The sequence below is a fragment of the Pacificispira spongiicola genome (genome assembly GCF_012926505.1).
In the GTDB taxonomy this organism is placed as follows: domain Bacteria; phylum Pseudomonadota; class Alphaproteobacteria; order UBA8366; family Aestuariispiraceae; genus Pacificispira; species Pacificispira spongiicola.
Genome location: NZ_JABBNT010000001.1, coordinates 390496 through 409547 on the forward strand (window position 1 = coordinate 390496; position 19052 = coordinate 409547).

The window sequence follows — 19052 nt, forward strand, 5'->3', positions numbered from 1 at the left end:
GCGGGTCAAGACCCCCTGCCGCGACTATGCGACGGCGATGCCGATCTTTCCGATATGGGACTTCGCGACGAAGGCTTCTTGCGCCGCCCGAAGATCCCGCAGGGCGTAGGTTTCCGCGACCGCCGGGCGAATCTCGCCCGCCTCGATATATCCGATCAAATCGGTGAATACCGAATCCGCCTGATAGGTGCATCCCATCAAGGTAAGGTCGCGCAGATACAGCGTGCGAAGATCGAGTTCCACGATCGGCCCGGCGATGGCGCCCGCCGTGACATAGCGCCCCCCGTCCCGCAACGCATCGATCATATCGTCCCATCGCGGTCCGCCGACAAGGTCCAGCACCACGTCGAACTGGCGTTTCGGGATCGCGTCCTGCCGCATCATGGTTTGATCCGCCCCCAAAGCGCGCAGGTCCGCCGCCTTGTCCGCACTTGTGATCGCCGTTACATGGGCACCGCGACGCTTTGCCAATTGGATTGCCGCCGATCCGACCCCACCGGACGCACCGGATATCAAAACCCGTTCCACCCCCAAGGCGGAACGTTGGATCATCCCTTCCGCCGTCGAAAACGCGCAGGGAAACGACGCCAGTTCGACATCCGACAAAGTGGAATTTACCGTGACCGCATCGCGATCGGCCGCGACCGTATATTCCGCAAATCCGCCATCGCATTCCGATCCGAAGGTTGCCACGCGGCGGTCGCCGTCGGGTCCGACAATCGACTGAAGCGCCCGAACGAGGACCCTCTCCCCTATTCGGGTCTGCGCGACGCCCGGACCGACAGCCACGATCGTGCCGCAACAATCGGTCCCCTGGATGCGTGGAAACGCCAAGGCCTCGCCCGACCAGGCCCCGTCGGCCACAACATCGTCGCCGTAGCCGCCGCCTGCGCCGGACGCGGTATCGCCGCGAACCGCCTTCGAATACCAGCCGGTTCTCGTATTGATATCCGTGTTGTTGACCGCCGAGGCCGATACCCGGATCAACACTTCCCCGGCGGCCGGTTCCGGAACGCGCAAGTCGTCGCGCCATTCCAATTTCTCAAGCCCGCCATGGCCGGTCAGCACCATGCCCGTCATTACCGTCGGCAGCGTCATCGCATGTCCTTTCTTGCAGTAGAGCAATCCTTCTACTTGCGTAGGTAGAGGGATTACTCTACATCGTCAAGCATGATCGATACGATGACGAAAATTGCGGCGGGACTGGAACGCGCCTTCGCGACCCAGGGCTTTGCCGAACCGAGTGTGGAAGACCTGCGCGACGCGGCGGGGGTAAGCCTGCGGACGCTCTACAAATACGCGCCGTCCCGCAGTGAAATGGTCTATGCGGCGTTGGAACACCGTCACCGACGCTATCTGTCCCACATGTTCGACGACCTGCCTGCGACACCCTCGGACGCCCTGCCGGCGCTTATGGATCGCGTCGGGTCGTGGATGCGGCGGGAATCCTCGCATGGTTGCCTGTTCCATACCGCGGTTGCAGCGGCACCGGGGGACGAGCGGCTTCGCAAGCTACTGCAAGACCACAAGGCCGACGTCGCCTTTCGTGGGGCAGGCGCATTGCATCTCGTCGGTCATGAGACCGAACTGATGATCATCCTGGAAGGATTGACGCAAAGCTGGCCCCTGCACGGTGACAATGCGGTTCAGGCAGCGAAGCATTTGGGCGCGGCGCTGATGCAAGAAACCAGTCCTGCCTGATCGACGGGGACGACAGCCCTAAACAAAAACCCCCGCCGAAGCGGGGGCTCTCGCAATTCGATCCGTGGTCGGATCAATGCAGTTCCGCGCGGATTTTCTGGCGGAAGGCGTCGATCGGCACGGCGGTGCGGTCCGTCGGAAGCTGCCAATAGGTCCAGCCGTTGCAGGACGGCGCGCCCTGCACCGCCGCGCCCACCTGATGGATGGAACCGCGATGTTCGGCCGAAATGATCGTCCCATCGGCCCGCACCTTCGCCGTGAACCGCTTGCAGGGGCTGACCAGAACCGTACCGGGGGTCAGCATGCCGCGTTCGACCAACAGTCCGAACGGAATGCGCGGTTCCTTACGCTTCGGCGTCGTGTGCTGGATCGCCTCGCGGTCCGTCACCGGTACTTCGGCGGCAATGCGACGCTTCGCGACCTCGATATATTTATCTTCCCGCTCAATCCCGATCCAGCGGCGGCCCAAACGTTTCGCCATCGCGGCCGTGGTGCCGCTGCCCAGGAACGGGTCCAACACGACCTGCCCCGGTTCGGTGGAGGACAGCAGGACACGGTGCAACAGGGCTTCCGGCTTTTGCGTCGGGTGTGCCTTGTCGCCGTTATCGTCCTTGATGCGTTCGCCGCCGTTGCAGATCGGCATGGTCCAGTCGCTGCGCATTTGAAGGTCGTCGTTCAACGCCTTCATGGCCTCGTAATTGAAGGTATAGCGCGCGTCCTGATCCTTGGAGCACCACAGCATGGTTTCATGCGCATTGGTGAAGCGACGGCCCTTGAAATTCGGCATCGGATTGGTTTTCACCCAGACGATGTCGTTCAGCACCCAAAAACCCATATTCTGCAACGCCGTGCCGACGCGGAAAATGTTGTGATAGCTACCGATCACCCAAATCGTGCCCGACGGCTTCAACACCCGGCGCGCGGCGGCCAGCCAATCGCGGGTGAAGCGGTCATAGGCGTCGAAACTGTCGAATTTGTCCCATTCGTCGTCGACGGCATCGACCTTCGAATTATTCGGACGGTAAAGAGAACCGGATAACTGCAAGTTATACGGCGGGTCCGCAAAGATCATATCCACGGATTCTTCCGGGAGGGACCGCATTACTTCAATACAATCCCCTTTGAGAATTTGATTCTCAGGTAGTTTCTTCATGATTTTAAAAGACCCAATGTGCTTGCCAGAGGCCCGAATCTTGAGTCTTTTGTGAGAATCGGTCAACAACTAACTGATTCTACTAAATTTTTTCTATATATAGAGTCTCGGATTCCAGAGAGGACTCTAGATGTTGAGGCCGATCTGAAGGCGGGCCTTGATGGGGGCGAAGCTCTTGCGGTGATGCTCCGTCACGCCGAGGGTCGCCAGCCCCGCCTGATGCTCCTTCGTGCCATAGCCCATATTCCGTTCCCAGCCGTAGCCGGGAAAGGCCATCCCAAGCGCCTGCATCATCCGGTCGCGCCTGACTTTCGCCAGGATGGAGGCCGCCGCAATGGCAATGGACCGCCCGTCCCCTTTCACGATCAGTTCCGTCGGCATGCCCAAATTCGGATCGCGGTTTCCGTCCACCAGCGCCCCGCAGACGGGACCGGGCAGCCCTTCCAAAGCGCGGCGCATGGCCAGCAGGCTCGCCTGCAGGATGTTTAGATCGTCGATTTCCTGAACGCTGGCCTCGCCGAAGGCATGCGATACCGCTTGGGACAATGGATCGAAGAGCGCTTCCCGCCGGGCTTCCGTCAGTTTCTTGGAATCGTCCAGCGCCTCGAAAACCGCCTGCGGCAAACCGCCAAAGTCATCCAACGGATCGGGCAACGCCACCGCGCAGGCGACGACCGGACCGGCCCAGGGACCGCGACCGACCTCGTCCAGACCGGCGACGGGCCCGCCGTTGCACCGCGCCGCCATCGCCCGTTCGAAGGTCAGGTCGGGACCCATCTTATCCGGTTCCGCGCTACTCTTTGGCGGCATCTGGGTTCGGACTCGTTGCTCGGGGTTTCTTCGCCGACGCTTTCTTTGCGGGCGCTTCCGTCGATGTTCCTCCTTCGGGCGCGGTTTCCGCTTTCACAGCCGTTTTGGAGGGACGGGTTTCGCGGATCTTCTTCGCCGCGTGACGGCGTAAGCCCGACGCCCGGTCATAGAACCAGTCGGACACCCGGAAGACCATGGCGAAGACGGCGCGGGAAATCTGCTTGGTCACCTGCCACTCGCGGAAATAGGCGAAACGCAGCAGCCCGCCGACACTGGAAATCCGCCCCGCCGCCCGGTGCCGGATACGGCGGTGGAAGTCGAACAGGACAGGGCTGACCATCAGCGAGAACACGGTCAGTGCGACGATCATCTTGTGAATGTCGCTGCCGATCAGCGCCGTGGACGCCGCCGCCGCCGCCATGACGAAGGAAAATTCCCCCAACTGGCCGATGACCAGGGACACGGAGAAGGCGCATTGCCAATTTTCCCCCTGTGCCCGCAGGATTCCGGCATTCAGCAATGTCTTGAACACGGTGACGAAGAACAGCAACCCGCAGAGCAGACCGAAATTGTCCCAGACGAAGGGCAGGTCCAGCAACAGGCCGATCGACAGGAAGAAGACCATCATCAGGACGGCCTGGATCGGTCCGGCGTTTTCGTGAACCTCCTGACGTTGGGCGCTGTTCCCGACGGTAAGCCCCGCCAAGAACGCCCCGAAGGCGGGGGACAAGCCGACGACCCCCGCCACCGACGCGACGCCGAAACAAAGCGCCAGCGCGGCCAACGGCTTCAGGTCGGCACTGTTCCCCACCAGTCGATGGAACGGCAGGTTCACCTTCGTCCTTCGCGTCAGGAACAAGATCAGCGCCAACAGGATGCCGACCGACAGGCCGACTTCCACGATCATCTTCATGACCGCGCCTTCGGCCTCCGACGCCATGTTGCTGATCACGACCAGCATCGGCGCGACGGCAAGATCTTGGGCGATCAGGATGCCGACGGCGATCCGGCCCGTGTGGGTCCGCAACTCCCCCGTATCCTCCAGCACCTTCACCGCCACGGCGGTGGACGACAGCGCCAGACAGAAGCCGAACAGGATCGCCCATTCTCGCGGCCATTCGAACAGGGCGCCCAGGATATACAGCGCCCCCACCGACAGCCCGATCTGCGCCGCCGCCGTCACCAGCGCGACCTTCCAGATCGTCCTGAAACTGCGCAGGCTCAGTTCCATGCCGACAAAGAACAGCAGCATGATGACGCCCAATTGCGCGAGGAGATCGATCGTTTCCCGGTTTTCCACCAGGGACAATCCGTTGGGGCCGAGCAACAGCCCGGCGAAAATATAGCCGATGATCGCCGGCTGTTTCAGCCGCACCATCGCCATGCCGCAGAACACCGCGCCGACGATGACGATCACAATACCTGTCAGATCAGAAGCACCATGCATAATGCCCGGATCATAACACGGGCTTCATGGCTAAACAGCGTTAAAGCCGTGGCACGAAACGAAAAAAGCCGGGCCCGACAATTCGGAACCCGGCTTTTTGAAAGGTCGAAGGTCGGTTTTACAGCGCGCTGGCCCGGTTTACCGCGCAGGTAACAGCCTTCAGCGAGGCGGTGACGATATTCGGGTGGCGGCCGACGCCGAACAGGCGTTTGCCGTCCGCGGTGCGGGCCTCGACATAGGCGATGGCCATGGCGTTCGCGCCCTCGCCGATCGCATGTTCGGAATAATCCATGACGGAGATATCGACCCCGGCATCAGCCTTCAGCGCGTTGACATAGGCGTCGATCGGACCGTTGCCCCGGCCGTGCAGGAGGACTTCCTCGCCGCCCTTGGTCACCTTCGCCTCAATCGCGCGGACTTCCGACGCATGTGTGTCGGACTGGGTAATGTGGTTGACGAAGCCGTAGGGCGTTTCGTTATCCAGATAGGTTTCCTGGAACGAGTCCCAAATCATCGTCGGCGACAATTCCTTACCCGACTCGTCGGCGATCTTTTGGATCACGTTGGAAAATTCGATCTGCAGGTTACGCGGCATGCGCACGCCGTAGTCGTTTTCCAGAATATAAGCGACACCGCCCTTGCCGGACTGAGAATTGACCCGGATCACGGCCTCATAGGACGCGCCGACATCCGACGGATCGATCGGCAGATAGGGCACGTCCCAAACCCCGCTATTGCTGTCGTCCATCGCCTTCAGGCCCTTTTTGATGGCGTCCTGATGGCTGCCGGAGAAGGCGGTAAAGACCAGATCGCCGCCATAGGGATGGCGCGGATGGACCGGCAATTGGTTGCAGTATTCGACGACCTTGCGCATTTCCGGAACGTTGGAGAAATCCAGATGCGGATCGACGCCGGTCGCGACCATGTTCAGGCCCAGAGTGACGATATCCACGTTGCCCGTGCGTTCGCCGTTGCCGAACAAGGTGCCTTCGATCCGGTCGGCCCCGGCCATGACGGCGAATTCCGCCGCGACGACGCCCGATCCCCGGTCGTTATGCGGATGCACGGACAGGATCATGCTGTCCCGCCGGGTGAAGCGGCGATGCATCCATTCGATGGAATCGGCATAGACGTTCGGCGGCGCGACTTCGACCGTCGCAGGCAGATTGATGATGCAGGGTTTTTCCGGCGTCGGTTCCCAGACATCCATCACCGCCTCGCAGACCTCCAGCGCGTATTCGATTTCGGTCTGGGTGTAGCTTTCCGGCGAATATTGGAAGCGCCAGTCGGTTTCCGGATTCTTTTCCGCGAAGTCCCGCACCAGCTGCGCACCGTCGACCGCGATCTGCTTGATGCCCGCCATGTCCTGCTGGAACACGACGCGGCGCTGCGTGGTGGAGGTCGAGTTATAGACATGGACGATGGCGCGGTGGACGCCCTTCAATGCCTCGAATGTGCGTTCGATCAGATGCGGGCGCGCCTGGGTCAGGACCTGAACCGTGACATCTTCCGGGATCATATTCTTTTCGATCAATTCCCGGGTGAAGTCGAAATCGGTCTGGGACGCCGACGGGAAACCGATTTCGATTTCCTTGAAGCCCATTTTGACCAGCAATTCGAACATGCGGCGCTTCCGGTCCGGGCCCATCGGTTCGATCAGGGCCTGATTGCCGTCGCGCAAATCGACGGAGCACCAGATCGGCGCCTTGTCGACGATCTTGTCCGGCCACTGACGGTCGGTCAGCGGGATGCGGTCATACATGCGGTATTTTTCGACGGGCATGCGGTTCATAACGAAAACTCCTTCGGGTCCTTTTGCCGCCGCCCTGTCTGCTTAACGGGAGGGCCGGGACGGCTGAAATTTCGATTTTGTGCGCGTGGAATGCGGCGCGCATACGGTCGCCGGTTGGCCGCGGAAAGCCCGACGACCGCCGATTAGTCGTAGCGATAGAACAGCAAGGCCGAACGCTGGGCGTTGTGTCTTCTGAATGGTGTTCTGTTGAAACATGACGCTATTCCGATTTTCGGGAAACTTGAGAGGGGAGGCTTCGGTTGGGATGGGGCAATAAACGCCCGCCCAAGGCTCAGCTTAGCGCTAGGCCTAGAAGAAGCTCCGGAAGGAGCAGAATGCCGCTCAAGTTCGTCATGGTGATCGAAAGCTACTCTTCACCTTTGGGGCGGTCAAGCGGTTTGGTTCCGCAAAACTTTCACCCGGAAAGAGCCGCCTTCGCGACCTTGCGCATGACGGTCGGCAAGGCCCGGTCGCCCAGCGCGTCGATGGGGCACCAATGGCAGTCGGGCGGCGCATCCTTGTGATCGGCCTGACCGCGATGCACCGACAGTTCCAAATGGAAATGCGTGAAGGTATGACGGATCGCGCCCGCCGGCCGAAAATCGGCGGAAAGACCGGCCAGCCCTGTATCTTCAAACCGCTCGCTGCCGTGCTCCGTCCAGTCGGTCGATGGAAACTCCATCATACCGCCCAGCAACCCGCTTTCCGGACGACGGCGCAGCAGGACCGCCCCGTCCGACCGTTCGATCCAGAAGGCGGCGCCGCGCCGGGTCGGCTTCGCCGCCTTCGGTTTCTTGCGCGGCAGGGTTTCCGCGATGTCCTTGCCGGTACAGATTTGAACCAAGGGACACAGCATGCATTTCGCCTTGCCGGGGACACAGATCGTCGCCCCCAGATCCATCATCGCCTGGGCGAAATCGCCGGGCCGTTTTCCGGGCGTCATCGCCACCACGCGCTTATACAGCGCCGGTTTCGAATCCGGCAGCGGTGTTTCGATGGCATACAGGCGCGTCGTCACCCGTTCGATATTGCCGTCCATGACCGCCGCGGGCCGGTCGAAGGCGATGGCCGCGATGGCGGCCGCCGTGTAACGCCCGATCCCCGGTAGGTCCAACAAGGCGTCTTCCGTGTCGGGAAACCGCCCGCCGAAATCGTCGGCGACGCGTTTCGCGCATTTATGGAGATTTCGGGCACGGGCGTAATAGCCCAGCCCCGCCCATTCGGTCAGGACGTCGTCCAATTCCGCCGCCGCGAGGTCGGACACCGTCGGCCAGCGGGCCAGGAACTTCGCGAAATAGCTGCCGACCGTCGCGACGGTCGTCTGCTGCAGCATGACTTCCGACAGCCAGACATGATAGGGGTCGGGCCGTTTCCCCGGCAGGGATCGCCACGGCAACCGCCGCGCATGCCGATCATACCAGGGCAGCAGCAAGGAGGCGGTCTTGTCGGCGATATCGGTTTCGGAACGGGACGACATGCGCCAGAGTGTAGTCGCGCCGGGCGGCAATTCCAGCGCTGAAATGAAAGGGTGCATCCGTGACGGACGACAAGCAGGATAAGATGCGATATGCGGGCATGCGTCCGCTGGCCGCGCTTGTCCCGTCCATTGCGAAAAAGGCCGTCGGAAAACGCGGCTTCACCGATGCGCGCATTCTGAACGAATGGCCGCAGATCGTCGGCGCGGACCTGTCCCGCCACGCCCATCCCGACCGCCTGTCTTTCCCGAAGGGGCGCCGCGACGGCGGGACGCTATATATCCGCGCCATGGGACCGATGGCGACCGAATTGCAGCATCTGGAACCGGTGCTGATCGACCGCATCAATTCACATTTCGGTTATCGCGCTGTATCCGGGATCAAGCTGATGCAGGTGCCGCCCAACCGGTCGGATACGACACGCACCGCGAAAGCCGCGCCGAAAAAGCCCCTGCCCCCCGCCGATCCACAGCAGATGGCGGCCCTGTCGGATCGCTTGGAGAATGTAGAAGATCCTGAAATGCGGGAAATTCTGGCGCGGCTTGGTGAGTCGCTGTTGCGGCGGGAAGCGGCCAAGGGCCGTTAACGGGCCTTGCCATCCTCGCGCTGAAACAATACCTAACCCCCTAATAGGTTTTGCTGGATTGTCATTTCTTCGAAACGGGACCGGTCAATGAATCGCAACATCCTCATCGCCATTCTCCTTGCCATCGTCATTGTCGGCGGCGGCGCGGCCTATTATCTGACCGCCCAGAACGGCGAAGAAATGGCCACTATGGAACCGGCCGGAGATCAAACGGCTGAGTCGCCCGCATCCGGCGAGATCGCGACACCCGCCCCCGCGCCGACGCCCGCTCCTGTCACCACCTCGGAGGAGGAAGTCCTGCTGGCCCCGCATGTGCTGGGCGATCCGAACGCCCCGGTCACGATCATCGAATATGCCTCCCTGACCTGCCCGCATTGTGCCGCGTTCCACCGCGAGACCTTCCCGCAGATCAAGGAAAAGTATATCGACACCGGCAAGGTGAAGCTGGAAAGCCGCGACTTCCCGTTGGACGAACGCGCGGCGCTGGCCACGCTTCTGGCTTATTGCGTACCGGACGATCGCTATTTCCCGCTGATCGATCTGCTGTTCGAACAGCAGCATAGCTGGGCCGTCGCACCGAACTTGATTGAGCAACTCAAGAAAATGGCCGGTTTCGCAGGGCTGTCCTCGGAAGACGCCGATGCCTGCTTCAACAATCAGGCGCTCTACGACAAGGTTTTGGGCCAGCGGAAAATCTATTCCGACAGCGGGGCGGTGTCGTCCACCCCCACCTTCTACGTCAACGGGTCGAAGATCGTCGGCGCGCAACCCTTCGCCACGTTCGAAGAAGCCATTGAAGCGGCCCTGAACTGAGTCCTGAATCACCGGCGATTCCAACCGATTCCGAGAGTGACTCGACTCTTCGCTCAGAATCCGTATCCCCTACCCCCTTGGGAATCGGCTGAAGCGGATATAGAGCCTAAGTGAACTTCAAAAAGCTTCGCGTTCACGGATTCAAGTCTTTCGTCGACCCGGTCGAACTCGTCATCGAGCCGGGAATCACAGGTGTGGTCGGGCCCAACGGCTGCGGCAAGTCGAATGTCATCGAATCGCTGCGCTGGGTGATGGGGGAGGCTTCCGCCAAACGCATGCGTGGCGGCGAGATGGACGATGTGATTTTCGGCGGCTCCGCCGGACGCCCGCAGCGAAACAACGCCGAAGTCACCCTGACCCTCGACAATCAGGAACGACTGGCCCCCGCCGCCTTCAACGATTCGGACGAATTGGAGATCACGCGGCGAATCGACCGGGGCCAAGGATCGACCTACCGCATCAACGGTAAGGAAGTCCGCGCCCGCGACGTTCAATTGTTCTTCGCCGATATGGCGACCGGTGCGAATTCGACCGCCATTGTCAGTCAGGGCCGCGTCGGCGCGCTGATCGGCGCGAAGCCGACCGATCGCCGCACCCTGTTGGAAGAAGCAGCGGGCATCCGGGGCCTGCATTCCAGACGGCATGAAGCGGAACTGCGTCTGAAGGCCGCCGAAAGCAACCTTGAACGCCTGGAAGACGTTATCGGCGCCCTGGAAAGCCAATTGGGTGGGCTTCAACGGCAGGCGCGTCAGGCGAATCGCTATCGCAAGATCGCCGAACAGCACCGCGCGCAGGAAGCGATTCTGCTGCATCTCCGCTGGTCGGCGGCGCAAGAATCGCTCGATGCTGCCCGCGCCCGCCTGACGGAAGCGGAGGCCCTCGTCGCCGAACGCACGCGCGGCACGGCGCAGGGGACGGCGCTGCAAAGCCAAGCCCACGACATCCTGCCGAAACTACGCGAGGCGGAGGCGGAAGCGGCGGCGCGCTTGCAGGCGCATATCCTGTCCGAAGGCCAATTGGAGGCGGAGGCGGAGCGTGTCGCCGGACAATTGGAAGACTTGGTCCGCCGCCTTGACCAGATCGCCGCCGATATCATCCGGGAAGAAACCCTGGCGACCGATGCGGCGGAAGCGCTTGAGCGGCTGACAACGGAACAGGAAGGCCTGTCATCCCAAGGCGGCGGGGAAAGCGAAGCCCTGGCCGCGCTGCAGGCCGAATGCGAACGGCTGGACGCCGCCGTCGCCGAACGCGAAGAAACGCTGGACGAAATGAACCAGCATGTCGCCGCCGTGGAGGCGCAACGCGGCACCCTGTCCCGGCAGGTGGACGAAGCCCGTCAACGCCTGGCCGCCCTACAACAGCGCGAGACGGAAATCGCGGCGGAAAATGCCGGTCTGTCGGAGGCCATCGCGGGCGCCGGCGATATCGATGCCGCACGGGCCGAAGTAACGGCCGCGGAAACCGCACTGACTGCCGCACGGGAAACGCTGGAGACCGCTGAAGCGGCGCGCGCTGAGGCCGATCGTGCCGCCGCCGCCGCCCGCGAGGCCCTGTCGGAGGCCGATTCCCAACGTCGAGAGGCCTTGGACAAGGCGCGCAACGCCGCGCGGGATGCCGTGAGCGCCGCCGAACGCATCGCCCGCGAATCCCTGTCCCAGTCGGAACAGACGGCCCGAACCAAAATCGCCGAAACGGAAAATGCCGGACGCGCGGCGGTAGAGGCCGAGTCGCGTCGCGTCGCCGACCTGTCGGCGGAAGCAAAGGCACTGCACGACCTGCTGGATCAGGACGAGGACGACGCCGACCCGGTCTTGGAAAAACTGACCGTCGATGGCGGTTTCGAAACGGCGCTGGGGGCGGCCTTCGGTGACGATCTGGATGCCGCTTTGGACGACGATGCCGCTCGCCAATGGCGCGATCTCGGCGGTCTGCCCTCCGGCAGTCCGGTCCTGCCCGCCGGAACCAAGCCGCTGTCCGAATTCGTCATGGCCCCGCCAGCCCTCGCCCGGCGCTTGAGCCAAGTCGGGCTGGTGGACTCGGCGGAGGATGCCACGGCGCTTCAGGCGTCGCTTGCCGTCGGTCAGCGCCTTGTCAGTCGCGACGGCGGATTGTGGCGCTGGGATGGGCTGCGCATCCGCCCAGGCACAGCGACCGCCGCCGCCAAACGCCTGGAACAACGCAACCGACTGACTGTCGTCGAAACCGAATTGGCGGACGCGAAGACCGCCCTAGAACGCGCGACAGAGACCGCCCGCACGGCGCTGGACGCCGTGAAGGCGGAACAGGAAGCTGCCGTCGCCAAAACGAAGGACGCGGGCGCCGCCGCGATCGAAGCGGCAACCCGCGAAGGTGAAGCCGCCGTGACTGCCGCCGAAAACGCGGCGACCGACCGCCTGGACACATTGCGCCGCGATGCGGAAACCGCCGCCCGGACCGCATCGGAAAAGACAGAGGCTGCCCAGGCCGCGCGTCGGGCGCAGCAAGATGCCTTCGACCGCGCCGGGGCCGCGCGGACCGCCCTGTCCGGCTTGGAGCAAAAAGTGTCCGACAGCCGCACCCGGCTGGCGACCCTGGTGGAAGAAAGCCGCCGTGTTGAAGAGGAAAAAACCGACGCCGCCGGTCGGATCGAAGGCTCGGAACAGGCCCTGTCCGTGCTGGAAGACACCAATGCCCTGCGCGAACGGCTGTCCCGCGCCCGCACCGAACTGGCGGAACTGAGGGCGGAACAGGTGGAAAAGCGCGCCACCCGCGACCGGTTCGAACGCGATGCCAAATCCCGCAAGGAGCGTTTGAACGCTATTTCCGCCGAACAGCAGTCCTGGCAGGCCCGCGCCGATGGCGCGACGCGGCGCATGAAAGACCTGAAAGACCGTCAGTTCGAGGCCGTGAAGGAAAAGGACGCGCTGGCCGAACGCCCCCAGGCAATCGCCGAACAACGCGCCTTGCTGCGCGACCAGATCGCGGCCCTGGAAGCCGAAAGACAGGCGGCGGCGGACCGGCTGGTCGAGGCCGAAACCGCCATGCGCGATACCGACCATGCCCTGAAACTTGCGGAACAGGCCTTGGCCGAGGCTCGCGAAACCCGTGTGCGGCGGGAGGCCGAGGTCGAACAGGCGATGCAGGCCGTCGCCACGGTCGCGGAACGCATCCGCGAGAAACTGGAATGTGCGCCGGAAGAAACCTTGGCCCAATCCGGCTTGGAACCGGACGCCGCCTTGCCCGACCTGGACGACGTTGAACGGCGGCTGGAACGGCTGGCCCGCGAACGCGACAGCATCGGCCCGGTCAACCTGCGCGCCGAACAGGAAGCCCAGGAACTGGAAGAACAGATCGCATCGATGAAGTCCGAACGCGACGATCTGGTTGCCGCGATCGGGCGTCTGCGTCAGGGGATCAACGCCCTGAACCGGGAGGGCCGCGAACGCCTGCTGAAGGCTTTCGACGAGGTCGATGCCCATTTCCGGGAGCTTTTCGTCACCCTGTTCGGTGGCGGAGAAGCGCATCTGAAACTGACCGAATCCGACGATCCGTTGCAGGCCGGCCTGGAAATCATGGCCAGCCCGCCGGGCAAGAAGATGCAGATTCTGTCCTTGCTGTCCGGCGGGGAACAGGCGCTGACCGCGCTGGCGCTGTTATTCGGGGTGTTCCTGACCAACCCCGCCCCGATCTGCGTGCTGGACGAGGTCGATGCGCCGCTGGACGACACCAATGTCGATCGTTTCTGCCAAATGCTGGATCAGATCACCAAGGCGGGATCGACGCGGTTCCTCGTCGTCACCCACCACCGCATGACCATGGCGCGCATGGACCGCCTTTTCGGCGTCACCATGGCCGAACGCGGCGTGTCACAGCTGGTTTCCGTCGACCTGCGCCAAGCCGAGCGCATGCGCGAGGCGGGTTAGAGGATATCGTCCTCGTCCGTGACGAGGTTGCTGAGCGCCGACAGGCTCTTACGCAATTTCTGACGCGCCATCAGCTTCTTCTGCGCTTCCACCGGGAAATCCGTGAAATTCAGGATGTTCCGCGTGATCAACACGTCGATCAAATCTTCCGCGATACGCGCCATTTCAAGGTCGGTCGCGCTCAAGCGATCCATCATCACGCTGGGGCTCGCCCCGCGCAGATATTGCATCACTTCCGGATGATCGTTGGGCAAGAACTCTTTCGCGTTCCCCGACGGCCGGTCGCCGATCCCATTGATCTTTCCGTTTTCATCGCGGGAGACATAAGGCATTGCCGGATCCAAATCGCTGCAATTGCTGACGGTTCGCAGTGTAAGAAGCGTCGCACCATTCGGCAACCGGCAGCCTATCCCGGCAAGAATGTCATGCATTAAAGAACATAACATGTCTTTTTTGTTTATTGTTCCATTTTTGTTGTTATATTGATCCCATGACAAAAAGAACACCCCCCCATCCCAGCGACGATCTGCCGGACCTTCCGGTGAAGGGACGGGGGACTCTGTCCAATCGATCCGGCCGGTTCGAGGCGACCAACAACCAACGGGTGGACGACGGTTGGCCCGGACAAGGCGAAGACCCGCCGCCCTCTCCCCGAACCCGATTGGGCATCGACGCGGCACGCAAGATCATAACCCGGAACGACAGTCCCGATGTGCCCTTCGACCGGTCGATCAACCCGTATAAGGGCTGTGAACATGGCTGCGTTTACTGTTTCGCGCGGCCGACCCACGCCTATCTGGGTCTATCGCCCGGATTGGATTTCGAAACGCGGCTGTTCTGGAAACCGAATGGCGTCGACCTCCTGAAAGCGGAATTGGCGAATCCCCGTTACCGCTGTGCGCCGATCGCCTTTGGCACCAATACCGACCCGTATCAGCCGATCGAAAAGGAAACCCGGCTGATGCGCGGGTTTCTGGAGGTGCTGACCGGATGCGCTCACCCGTTCTCCATCGTCACCAAGAATGCCATGGTCTGCCGAGACATCGATCTGTTGGCCCCCGCCTCCGCTGCCAACCGGGCCCGCGTCACCCTGTCCGTCACGACCCTGGACCGGCATCTGGCGAATAAGATGGAGCCCCGCGCCAGCACGCCGATGCGCCGGATCGACGCCATCCGGCGGCTGCGCGACGCCGGTGTTTCCGTCAGCGTCCTGGCCGCGCCGATGATCCCAGGCCTGAACGACCATGAAATGGAGGATATCCTGGCCGCCGCGAAGGATGCGGGGGCGGACAGCGCGGGCTATGTCCTGCTGCGCCTGCCGTTGGAAATAAAGGACCTGTTCCGGGAATGGCTGGAAGCCCATGTGCCGGATCGCGCCGCCCATGTCCTGTCGCTGATCCGGCAAAGCCGGGACGGCGGCCTGAACCACGCCCAATTCGGCACGCGCATGCGCGGAACCGGCGCCTATGCCGACCTGATCGCCCAACGCTTCAAACTGGCCCGCAAACGCTACGGACTGGACGGGCGCAGCCTTGCCATGGATTGCACATCCTTCCGTCCGCCCGCCAAACCGTCGGCGCAATTGCCCTTATTGTGATCGGTCTTCCAGCACCGTGATCGGATAGCCGAAGGGCCGCGCGTTTTCCGAAATCGTTTTGGTGACAGCGCGACGATAGTCAGAATCGGCAACGAGACGCAGGATGAATTCGTCCGGATCGGCCTTCGGGGCAACCCGTTCCCTGATTTCTTCCAGGACTTCCCCTGTCGCCATCGGGGTGCCCAGTCGGCGGCTTCCGGTCAAGGCGAGAAGCGGGACGGCCCCGCCATGGGATCCGACAAAATGGCCGTGCCGCCCGACATAGCACTGAACGGAAGACAATCCGCCGCCGCTGCCCAATTGCAGCGAGACCGTCTCCAACCGCGCATAGACATAATTCGCCGCAGCCATTTCGCTGTCATGCATGATCGGCAGTTGCGCGTCGTCCAGCCAGGTTACCGCCACTTCCACCGTTGCGCCCGGGCAATGCTGCAACATCGCGGGGATCGCGCCATAGGACGTGATATGCGCCGAATAGACGACATCGAAATCGCGCAACACAGCGCGTTCGACCGGGATCGTATGGGTGCCGAGGGACGCGAATTTCTGCGCCAGGCGTTCCGGCGTGCGGTTCGACCCATAGGCCAGAACCGGCGTCCGGCCGTCCCGATCCGCCGGGTCGAACGGTTCGACCGCCCCATCCCGCCAGCAGTAACTATCCGGTGGTGCCAGATAGGGATAGGAGCGCGCGCGGTGAAGAACTGCCTCGCGGGCGGTTTCGCTCAAAGCTTCTCGATCCGATAGCGGGCATAGGCGTCATCGATGGCGGCCATGGACCGGGCCTTCCATTCGCGCTGCGCCTGTTCGTAGGAGGTGAAGGGACCGAACCGCTGTTCCGATCCGCCGTCGGCGAGCTTGTGGAAATTGGTGTCGGTGTAGTTGCCGCCGATCACCCAGAATTCGTCGTGGCTTTCCTTTTCGATGGAATAGCGCGCATGGGCATCGTCCACCGTTTCCATCGCCTTCGCCCGCCAAACGGCCTTCGCCTGATCGTAATCGTCAAAGGGGCCGAGCCGCGTTTCATCGCGACCCGCGGCAATCTGGCTGAAGTTCGTATCGGCGTAAATACCGCCGACGACCCAGTAACGTGACGACATTGGCGACTCTCCCGCTCTCGACAGTCTCGGACAGGGGCTCTATCTAGGACATGATAGCGAATTTAGAAAGCGTTCCAATGCCCTATTCCTCTCTCCGCGACTTTATCGACCGACTAGAACGGGAAGGTCGCCTTGTGCGGGTCAGCCAGCCCGTTTCGACGGCACTGGAGATGACGGAAATCCAGACCCGCCTGTTGAAGGATCGCGGTCCGGCGGTGCTGTTTGAAAATCCCGTCGGGCCGGATGGCACGCCCTGCGAGATGCCGGTTCTGGTAAACCTGTTCGGGTCCGTGGAACGGGTCGCCTGGGGCATGGACCGGACACCGGACGAATTGCGCGCCGTCGGCGAAACCCTGGCCTTCCTGCGCCAACCGGAACCGCCCGGGGGGTTGAAGGAAGCCCTGGAGCTGTTGCCGCTCGCCAAGCAAGTCCTGGCGATGAAGCCGAAGACCGTCTCCAAGGCCCCGGTGCAGGAAGTCGTCCTGACCGGCGACGATATCGACCTGTCGCGCCTGCCTGTGCAGACCTGTTGGCCGGGAGAGCCCGCGCCGCTGATTACCTGGCCGCTGGTGGTGACGCAGGGACCGAATCCGAAAGGCGACAAGACCGACGCCTTCAATCTGGGCATCTATCGGATGCAGGTGACGGGTCGCGACACCACGCTGATGCGCTGGCTGAAGCATCGCGGCGGCGCGCAGCATTACGCGCGCTGGAAAAAGTCCAAGCCCGATCCGCTGCCCGCCGCCGTGGTAATCGGCGCCGATCCGGGCACGATCCTGGCCGCCGTCACCCCGGTACCGGACACATTGTCGGAATACCAATTCGCCGGGCTGCTGCGCGGTAAGAAGGTCGAGTTGGTCGATTGCAAAACGGTGCCGCTGAAGGTCCCGGCCAGCGCGGAAATCGTGCTGGAAGGCCATGTCATGCTGGACGAATACGGTGATGAAGGCCCCTATGGCGATCACACCGGCTATTACAATTCGGTGGAACCCTTCCCTGTCTTCCGTGTTTCCGCCATCACCATGCGGAAGGACCCGATCTATCTGTCGACCTTCACCGGGCGACCGCCGGACGAACCGTCGATCCTGGGCGAGGCGCTGAACGAGGTCTTCATTCCGCTGCTGCAACAGCAGTTTCCAGAAATCACCGATTTCTGGCTGCCGCCGGAGGGTTGTTCCTATCGCATCGCGGTCATTTCGATGAAGAAGGCCTATCCCGGCCATGCCAAGCGCGTGATGCTGGGCGCGTGGTCCTATCTGCGCCAGTTCATGTATACGAAATGGTTGATCGTCGTGGACGACAATGTGAACGCCCGCGACTGGAAGGACGTCATGTGGGCGATTTCAACGAAAATGGACCCGGCCCGCGACATCACCGTGATCGAAAATACGCCCATCGACTATCTGGACTTCGCCTCCCCTGAAAGCGGCTTGGGATCAAAGATCGGATTGGACGCCACCGACAAATGGCCGCCGGAAACCAAGCGCGAATGGGGTCAGGAAATCCGCATGGATCAGGACGTGATCGACAAGATCGACCGCCTGTGGCCCGATTTGGGGCTACCCGGCGACGGCAAGACGATTTGGAAATAGCGATCCTCTTGCCAAGACCGCCATTCGGTATCATCTAGAAGCATGGGCACCATCGCCCCTGTTTCGGAAAAACGGAAATGTCTGACGACCGTCTGCGCGCCGCCCGGCGTTTGGATCTCGGTCTCGCCTTGGCGGAAGAAGGGGACATCCCCGCCGCTGTCGAGGCGCTCACCGCTGCCTGCGATCTGGCGCCTGCCTGGCCGGAAGCGCAATTCGCGCTGGCGGGCCTACTGGAAAGGCTTCCCGATAGGGCGGAGGCCGAACGGCGCTACAACGCCTATCTGGCGCTTGAACCCGACGACCGTATGGGCGCGCAAATCCGCCTTAGCCTGCTGGGCGCGGCCCCGGTGCCGGACCGCCTGCCCGCGGCCTATGTCGAGGCCCTGTTCGATCAGGAAGCCCATCGCTTCGATACGAAAATGCGGGACAGGCTGGCCTATCGCGGGCCGGAAGTAATCGCGGAAAGCCTTGCCGAAATTGCCCCCCATATGCCGGACGGCGCGCGGGTTCTCGACCTGGGATGCGGGACCGGATTGACCGGCCAACCGCTGCGGCTGCTCGCCGGTTCCTTGGAAGGCATCGACCTGTCGTCCAAAATGCTGGTTCAAGCAGCGGCGACGGGCCTTTACGATACCGTCCGGCAGGCCGACATCCTGACCGATGGATGGAGCGACAATGCCGCGCATTTCCACCTGATCGCGGCGGGCGACGTGCTGAATTATATCGGCGATCTGGGTCCTGTCATGCAACGCGCGGCGGAGTTTTTGGAACCGGGCGGCTATTTCGTCTTCACCGTGGAAGCCGGGACCGACACCGATATTGAACTGGGCGAGGGCCACCGCTATCGCCATTCGGCGGAACGCCTGCGCCCCTGGATCGCGGCGGCGCTGTTGGACGTCGTATCCGTCAACCAATGCGTCCTGCGCGAAGAAAAGCGCCGCCCGGTGAACGGTCTGGTATGGACCCTGCGGAAGCCGGTGCTGGATACGGATATGATGGACGTTGGGCGGGCCGTTCGGGGCGGGGCGCGCGACCCGCTGTAAGATCGCGTCCGGTCTTTCACCTCACCGACAGTTGATTGGCGCGA

16 protein-coding genes are annotated in these 19052 nt (G+C 62.4%); 7 read left to right on the forward strand and 9 right to left on the reverse strand.

Annotated elements, in window-relative coordinates; all coding sequences use genetic code 11:
• Positions 1-24: 24 nt before the first annotated feature.
• A complete protein-coding gene (locus HH303_RS01920; protein WP_169623511.1) occupies positions 25-1098 on the reverse strand; it encodes an alcohol dehydrogenase family protein in 1074 nt (357 codons plus the stop codon).
• Between the two features lie 84 nt (positions 1099-1182).
• Here HH303_RS01920 and HH303_RS01925 point away from each other — a divergent pair, with 84 nt between their 5' ends.
• Positions 1183-1701, forward strand: coding sequence for a TetR/AcrR family transcriptional regulator (locus HH303_RS01925; protein ID WP_227421467.1), 519 nt, complete (start codon positions 1183-1185; stop codon positions 1699-1701).
• Positions 1702-1774: 73 nt separating this feature from the next.
• Here the strand turns inward: HH303_RS01925 and HH303_RS01930 are convergent, their stop codons facing one another.
• From HH303_RS01930 to mutY, 5 genes are all read right to left on the reverse strand, one after another.
• The gene (locus tag HH303_RS01930) at positions 1775-2854 is read right to left on the reverse strand and encodes a site-specific DNA-methyltransferase (protein WP_169623513.1); all 1080 of its coding nucleotides are present in this window, start codon (positions 2852-2854) and stop codon (positions 1775-1777) included.
• Between the two features lie 126 nt (positions 2855-2980).
• Entirely contained in the window at positions 2981-3631 is a 651-nt protein-coding gene (locus HH303_RS01935) for a ribonuclease HII (protein ID WP_169623514.1), read from the reverse strand.
• A gap of 16 nt (positions 3632-3647) precedes the next feature.
• Entirely contained in the window at positions 3648-5111 is a 1464-nt protein-coding gene (locus tag HH303_RS01940) for a cation:proton antiporter (RefSeq protein WP_169623515.1), read from the reverse strand.
• Between the two features lie 118 nt (positions 5112-5229).
• Positions 5230-6903 carry a 2-isopropylmalate synthase gene (gene leuA, locus HH303_RS01945; protein ID WP_169623516.1) on the reverse strand — a complete coding sequence of 558 codons (1674 nt, stop codon included), beginning with the start codon at positions 6901-6903 and terminating at the stop codon, positions 5230-5232.
• Positions 6904-7318: 415 nt separating this feature from the next.
• Positions 7319-8380: an A/G-specific adenine glycosylase gene (gene mutY / locus HH303_RS01950; RefSeq protein WP_169623517.1), complete on the reverse strand. Its 1062-nt coding sequence runs from the start codon at positions 8378-8380 to the stop codon at positions 7319-7321.
• A 59-nt stretch (positions 8381-8439) separates the two neighbouring features.
• On the opposite strand from mutY, the gene HH303_RS01955 reads away from it, so the two are divergent.
• From HH303_RS01955 to HH303_RS01965, 3 genes are all read left to right on the forward strand, one after another.
• The gene (locus HH303_RS01955; RefSeq protein WP_169623518.1) at positions 8440-8964 is read left to right on the forward strand and encodes a DUF721 domain-containing protein; all 525 of its coding nucleotides are present in this window, start codon (positions 8440-8442) and stop codon (positions 8962-8964) included.
• Positions 8965-9051: 87 nt separating this feature from the next.
• Positions 9052-9777 (forward strand): DsbA family protein, encoded by a 726-nt coding sequence (locus tag HH303_RS01960; protein ID WP_227421468.1) that lies wholly within the window; start codon positions 9052-9054, stop codon positions 9775-9777.
• A 110-nt stretch (positions 9778-9887) separates the two neighbouring features.
• Positions 9888-13679: an AAA family ATPase gene (locus HH303_RS01965; RefSeq protein WP_169623519.1), complete on the forward strand. Its 3792-nt coding sequence runs from the start codon at positions 9888-9890 to the stop codon at positions 13677-13679.
• Here the strand turns inward: HH303_RS01965 and HH303_RS01970 are convergent.
• On the reverse strand, positions 13676-14011 hold the full coding sequence (locus HH303_RS01970; protein WP_169623520.1) for a hypothetical protein: 336 nt from the start codon (positions 14009-14011) through the stop codon (positions 13676-13678). The genes HH303_RS01965 and HH303_RS01970 overlap by 4 nt on opposite strands.
• Before the next feature lie 158 nt (positions 14012-14169).
• Here HH303_RS01970 and HH303_RS01975 point away from each other — a divergent pair, with 158 nt between their 5' ends.
• Positions 14170-15276 carry a PA0069 family radical SAM protein gene (locus HH303_RS01975; protein ID WP_169623521.1) on the forward strand — a complete coding sequence of 369 codons (1107 nt, stop codon included), beginning with the start codon at positions 14170-14172 and terminating at the stop codon, positions 15274-15276.
• Here HH303_RS01975 and HH303_RS01980 read toward each other — a convergent pair.
• Both HH303_RS01980 and HH303_RS01985 read right to left on the reverse strand, forming a co-directional pair.
• Positions 15268-16002, reverse strand: coding sequence for a gamma-glutamylcyclotransferase (locus tag HH303_RS01980; RefSeq protein WP_169623522.1), 735 nt, complete (start codon positions 16000-16002; stop codon positions 15268-15270). The two genes, HH303_RS01975 and HH303_RS01980, sit on opposite strands and share 9 nt — an antisense overlap.
• Positions 15999-16373: a DUF4170 domain-containing protein gene (locus tag HH303_RS01985; RefSeq protein WP_169623523.1), complete on the reverse strand. Its 375-nt coding sequence runs from the start codon at positions 16371-16373 to the stop codon at positions 15999-16001. The genes HH303_RS01980 and HH303_RS01985 overlap by 4 nt, the downstream gene beginning before the upstream one ends.
• Before the next feature lie 77 nt (positions 16374-16450).
• Between HH303_RS01985 and HH303_RS01990 the strand changes: the two genes are divergently transcribed.
• Both HH303_RS01990 and HH303_RS01995 read left to right on the forward strand, forming a co-directional pair.
• On the forward strand, positions 16451-17965 hold the full coding sequence (locus tag HH303_RS01990; RefSeq protein WP_169624141.1) for a UbiD family decarboxylase: 1515 nt from the start codon (positions 16451-16453) through the stop codon (positions 17963-17965).
• 77 nt (positions 17966-18042) lie between these two features.
• On the forward strand, positions 18043-19008 hold the full coding sequence (locus HH303_RS01995; protein ID WP_169623524.1) for a class I SAM-dependent DNA methyltransferase: 966 nt from the start codon (positions 18043-18045) through the stop codon (positions 19006-19008).
• The last annotated feature ends 44 nt before the right edge of the window (positions 19009-19052 follow it).

What these genes read in the sequence shown, in the direction of transcription:
- HH303_RS01920 (WP_169623511.1), bottom strand. Translation starts at nt 1,098, where the DNA reads ATGACGCTGCCGACGGTAATGACGGGCATGGTGCTGACCGGCCATGGC.
- HH303_RS01925 (WP_227421467.1), top strand. Translation starts at nt 1,183, where the DNA reads ATGACGAAAATTGCGGCGGGACTGGAACGCGCCTTCGCGACCCAGGGC.
- HH303_RS01930 (WP_169623513.1), bottom strand. Translation starts at nt 2,854, where the DNA reads ATGAAGAAACTACCTGAGAATCAAATTCTCAAAGGGGATTGTATTGAA.
- HH303_RS01935 (WP_169623514.1), bottom strand. Translation starts at nt 3,631, where the DNA reads ATGGGTCCCGACCTGACCTTCGAACGGGCGATGGCGGCGCGGTGCAAC.
- HH303_RS01940 (WP_169623515.1), bottom strand. Translation starts at nt 5,111, where the DNA reads ATGCATGGTGCTTCTGATCTGACAGGTATTGTGATCGTCATCGTCGGC.
- leuA (WP_169623516.1), bottom strand. Translation starts at nt 6,903, where the DNA reads ATGAACCGCATGCCCGTCGAAAAATACCGCATGTATGACCGCATCCCG.
- mutY (WP_169623517.1), bottom strand. Translation starts at nt 8,380, where the DNA reads ATGTCGTCCCGTTCCGAAACCGATATCGCCGACAAGACCGCCTCCTTG.
- HH303_RS01960 (WP_227421468.1), top strand. Translation starts at nt 9,052, where the DNA reads ATGAATCGCAACATCCTCATCGCCATTCTCCTTGCCATCGTCATTGTC.
- HH303_RS01970 (WP_169623520.1), bottom strand. Translation starts at nt 14,011, where the DNA reads ATGCCTTATGTCTCCCGCGATGAAAACGGAAAGATCAATGGGATCGGC.
- HH303_RS01975 (WP_169623521.1), top strand. Translation starts at nt 14,170, where the DNA reads ATGACAAAAAGAACACCCCCCCATCCCAGCGACGATCTGCCGGACCTT.
- HH303_RS01985 (WP_169623523.1), bottom strand. Translation starts at nt 16,373, where the DNA reads ATGTCGTCACGTTACTGGGTCGTCGGCGGTATTTACGCCGATACGAAC.
- HH303_RS01990 (WP_169624141.1), top strand. Translation starts at nt 16,451, where the DNA reads ATGCCCTATTCCTCTCTCCGCGACTTTATCGACCGACTAGAACGGGAA.
- HH303_RS01995 (WP_169623524.1), top strand. Translation starts at nt 18,043, where the DNA reads ATGTCTGACGACCGTCTGCGCGCCGCCCGGCGTTTGGATCTCGGTCTC.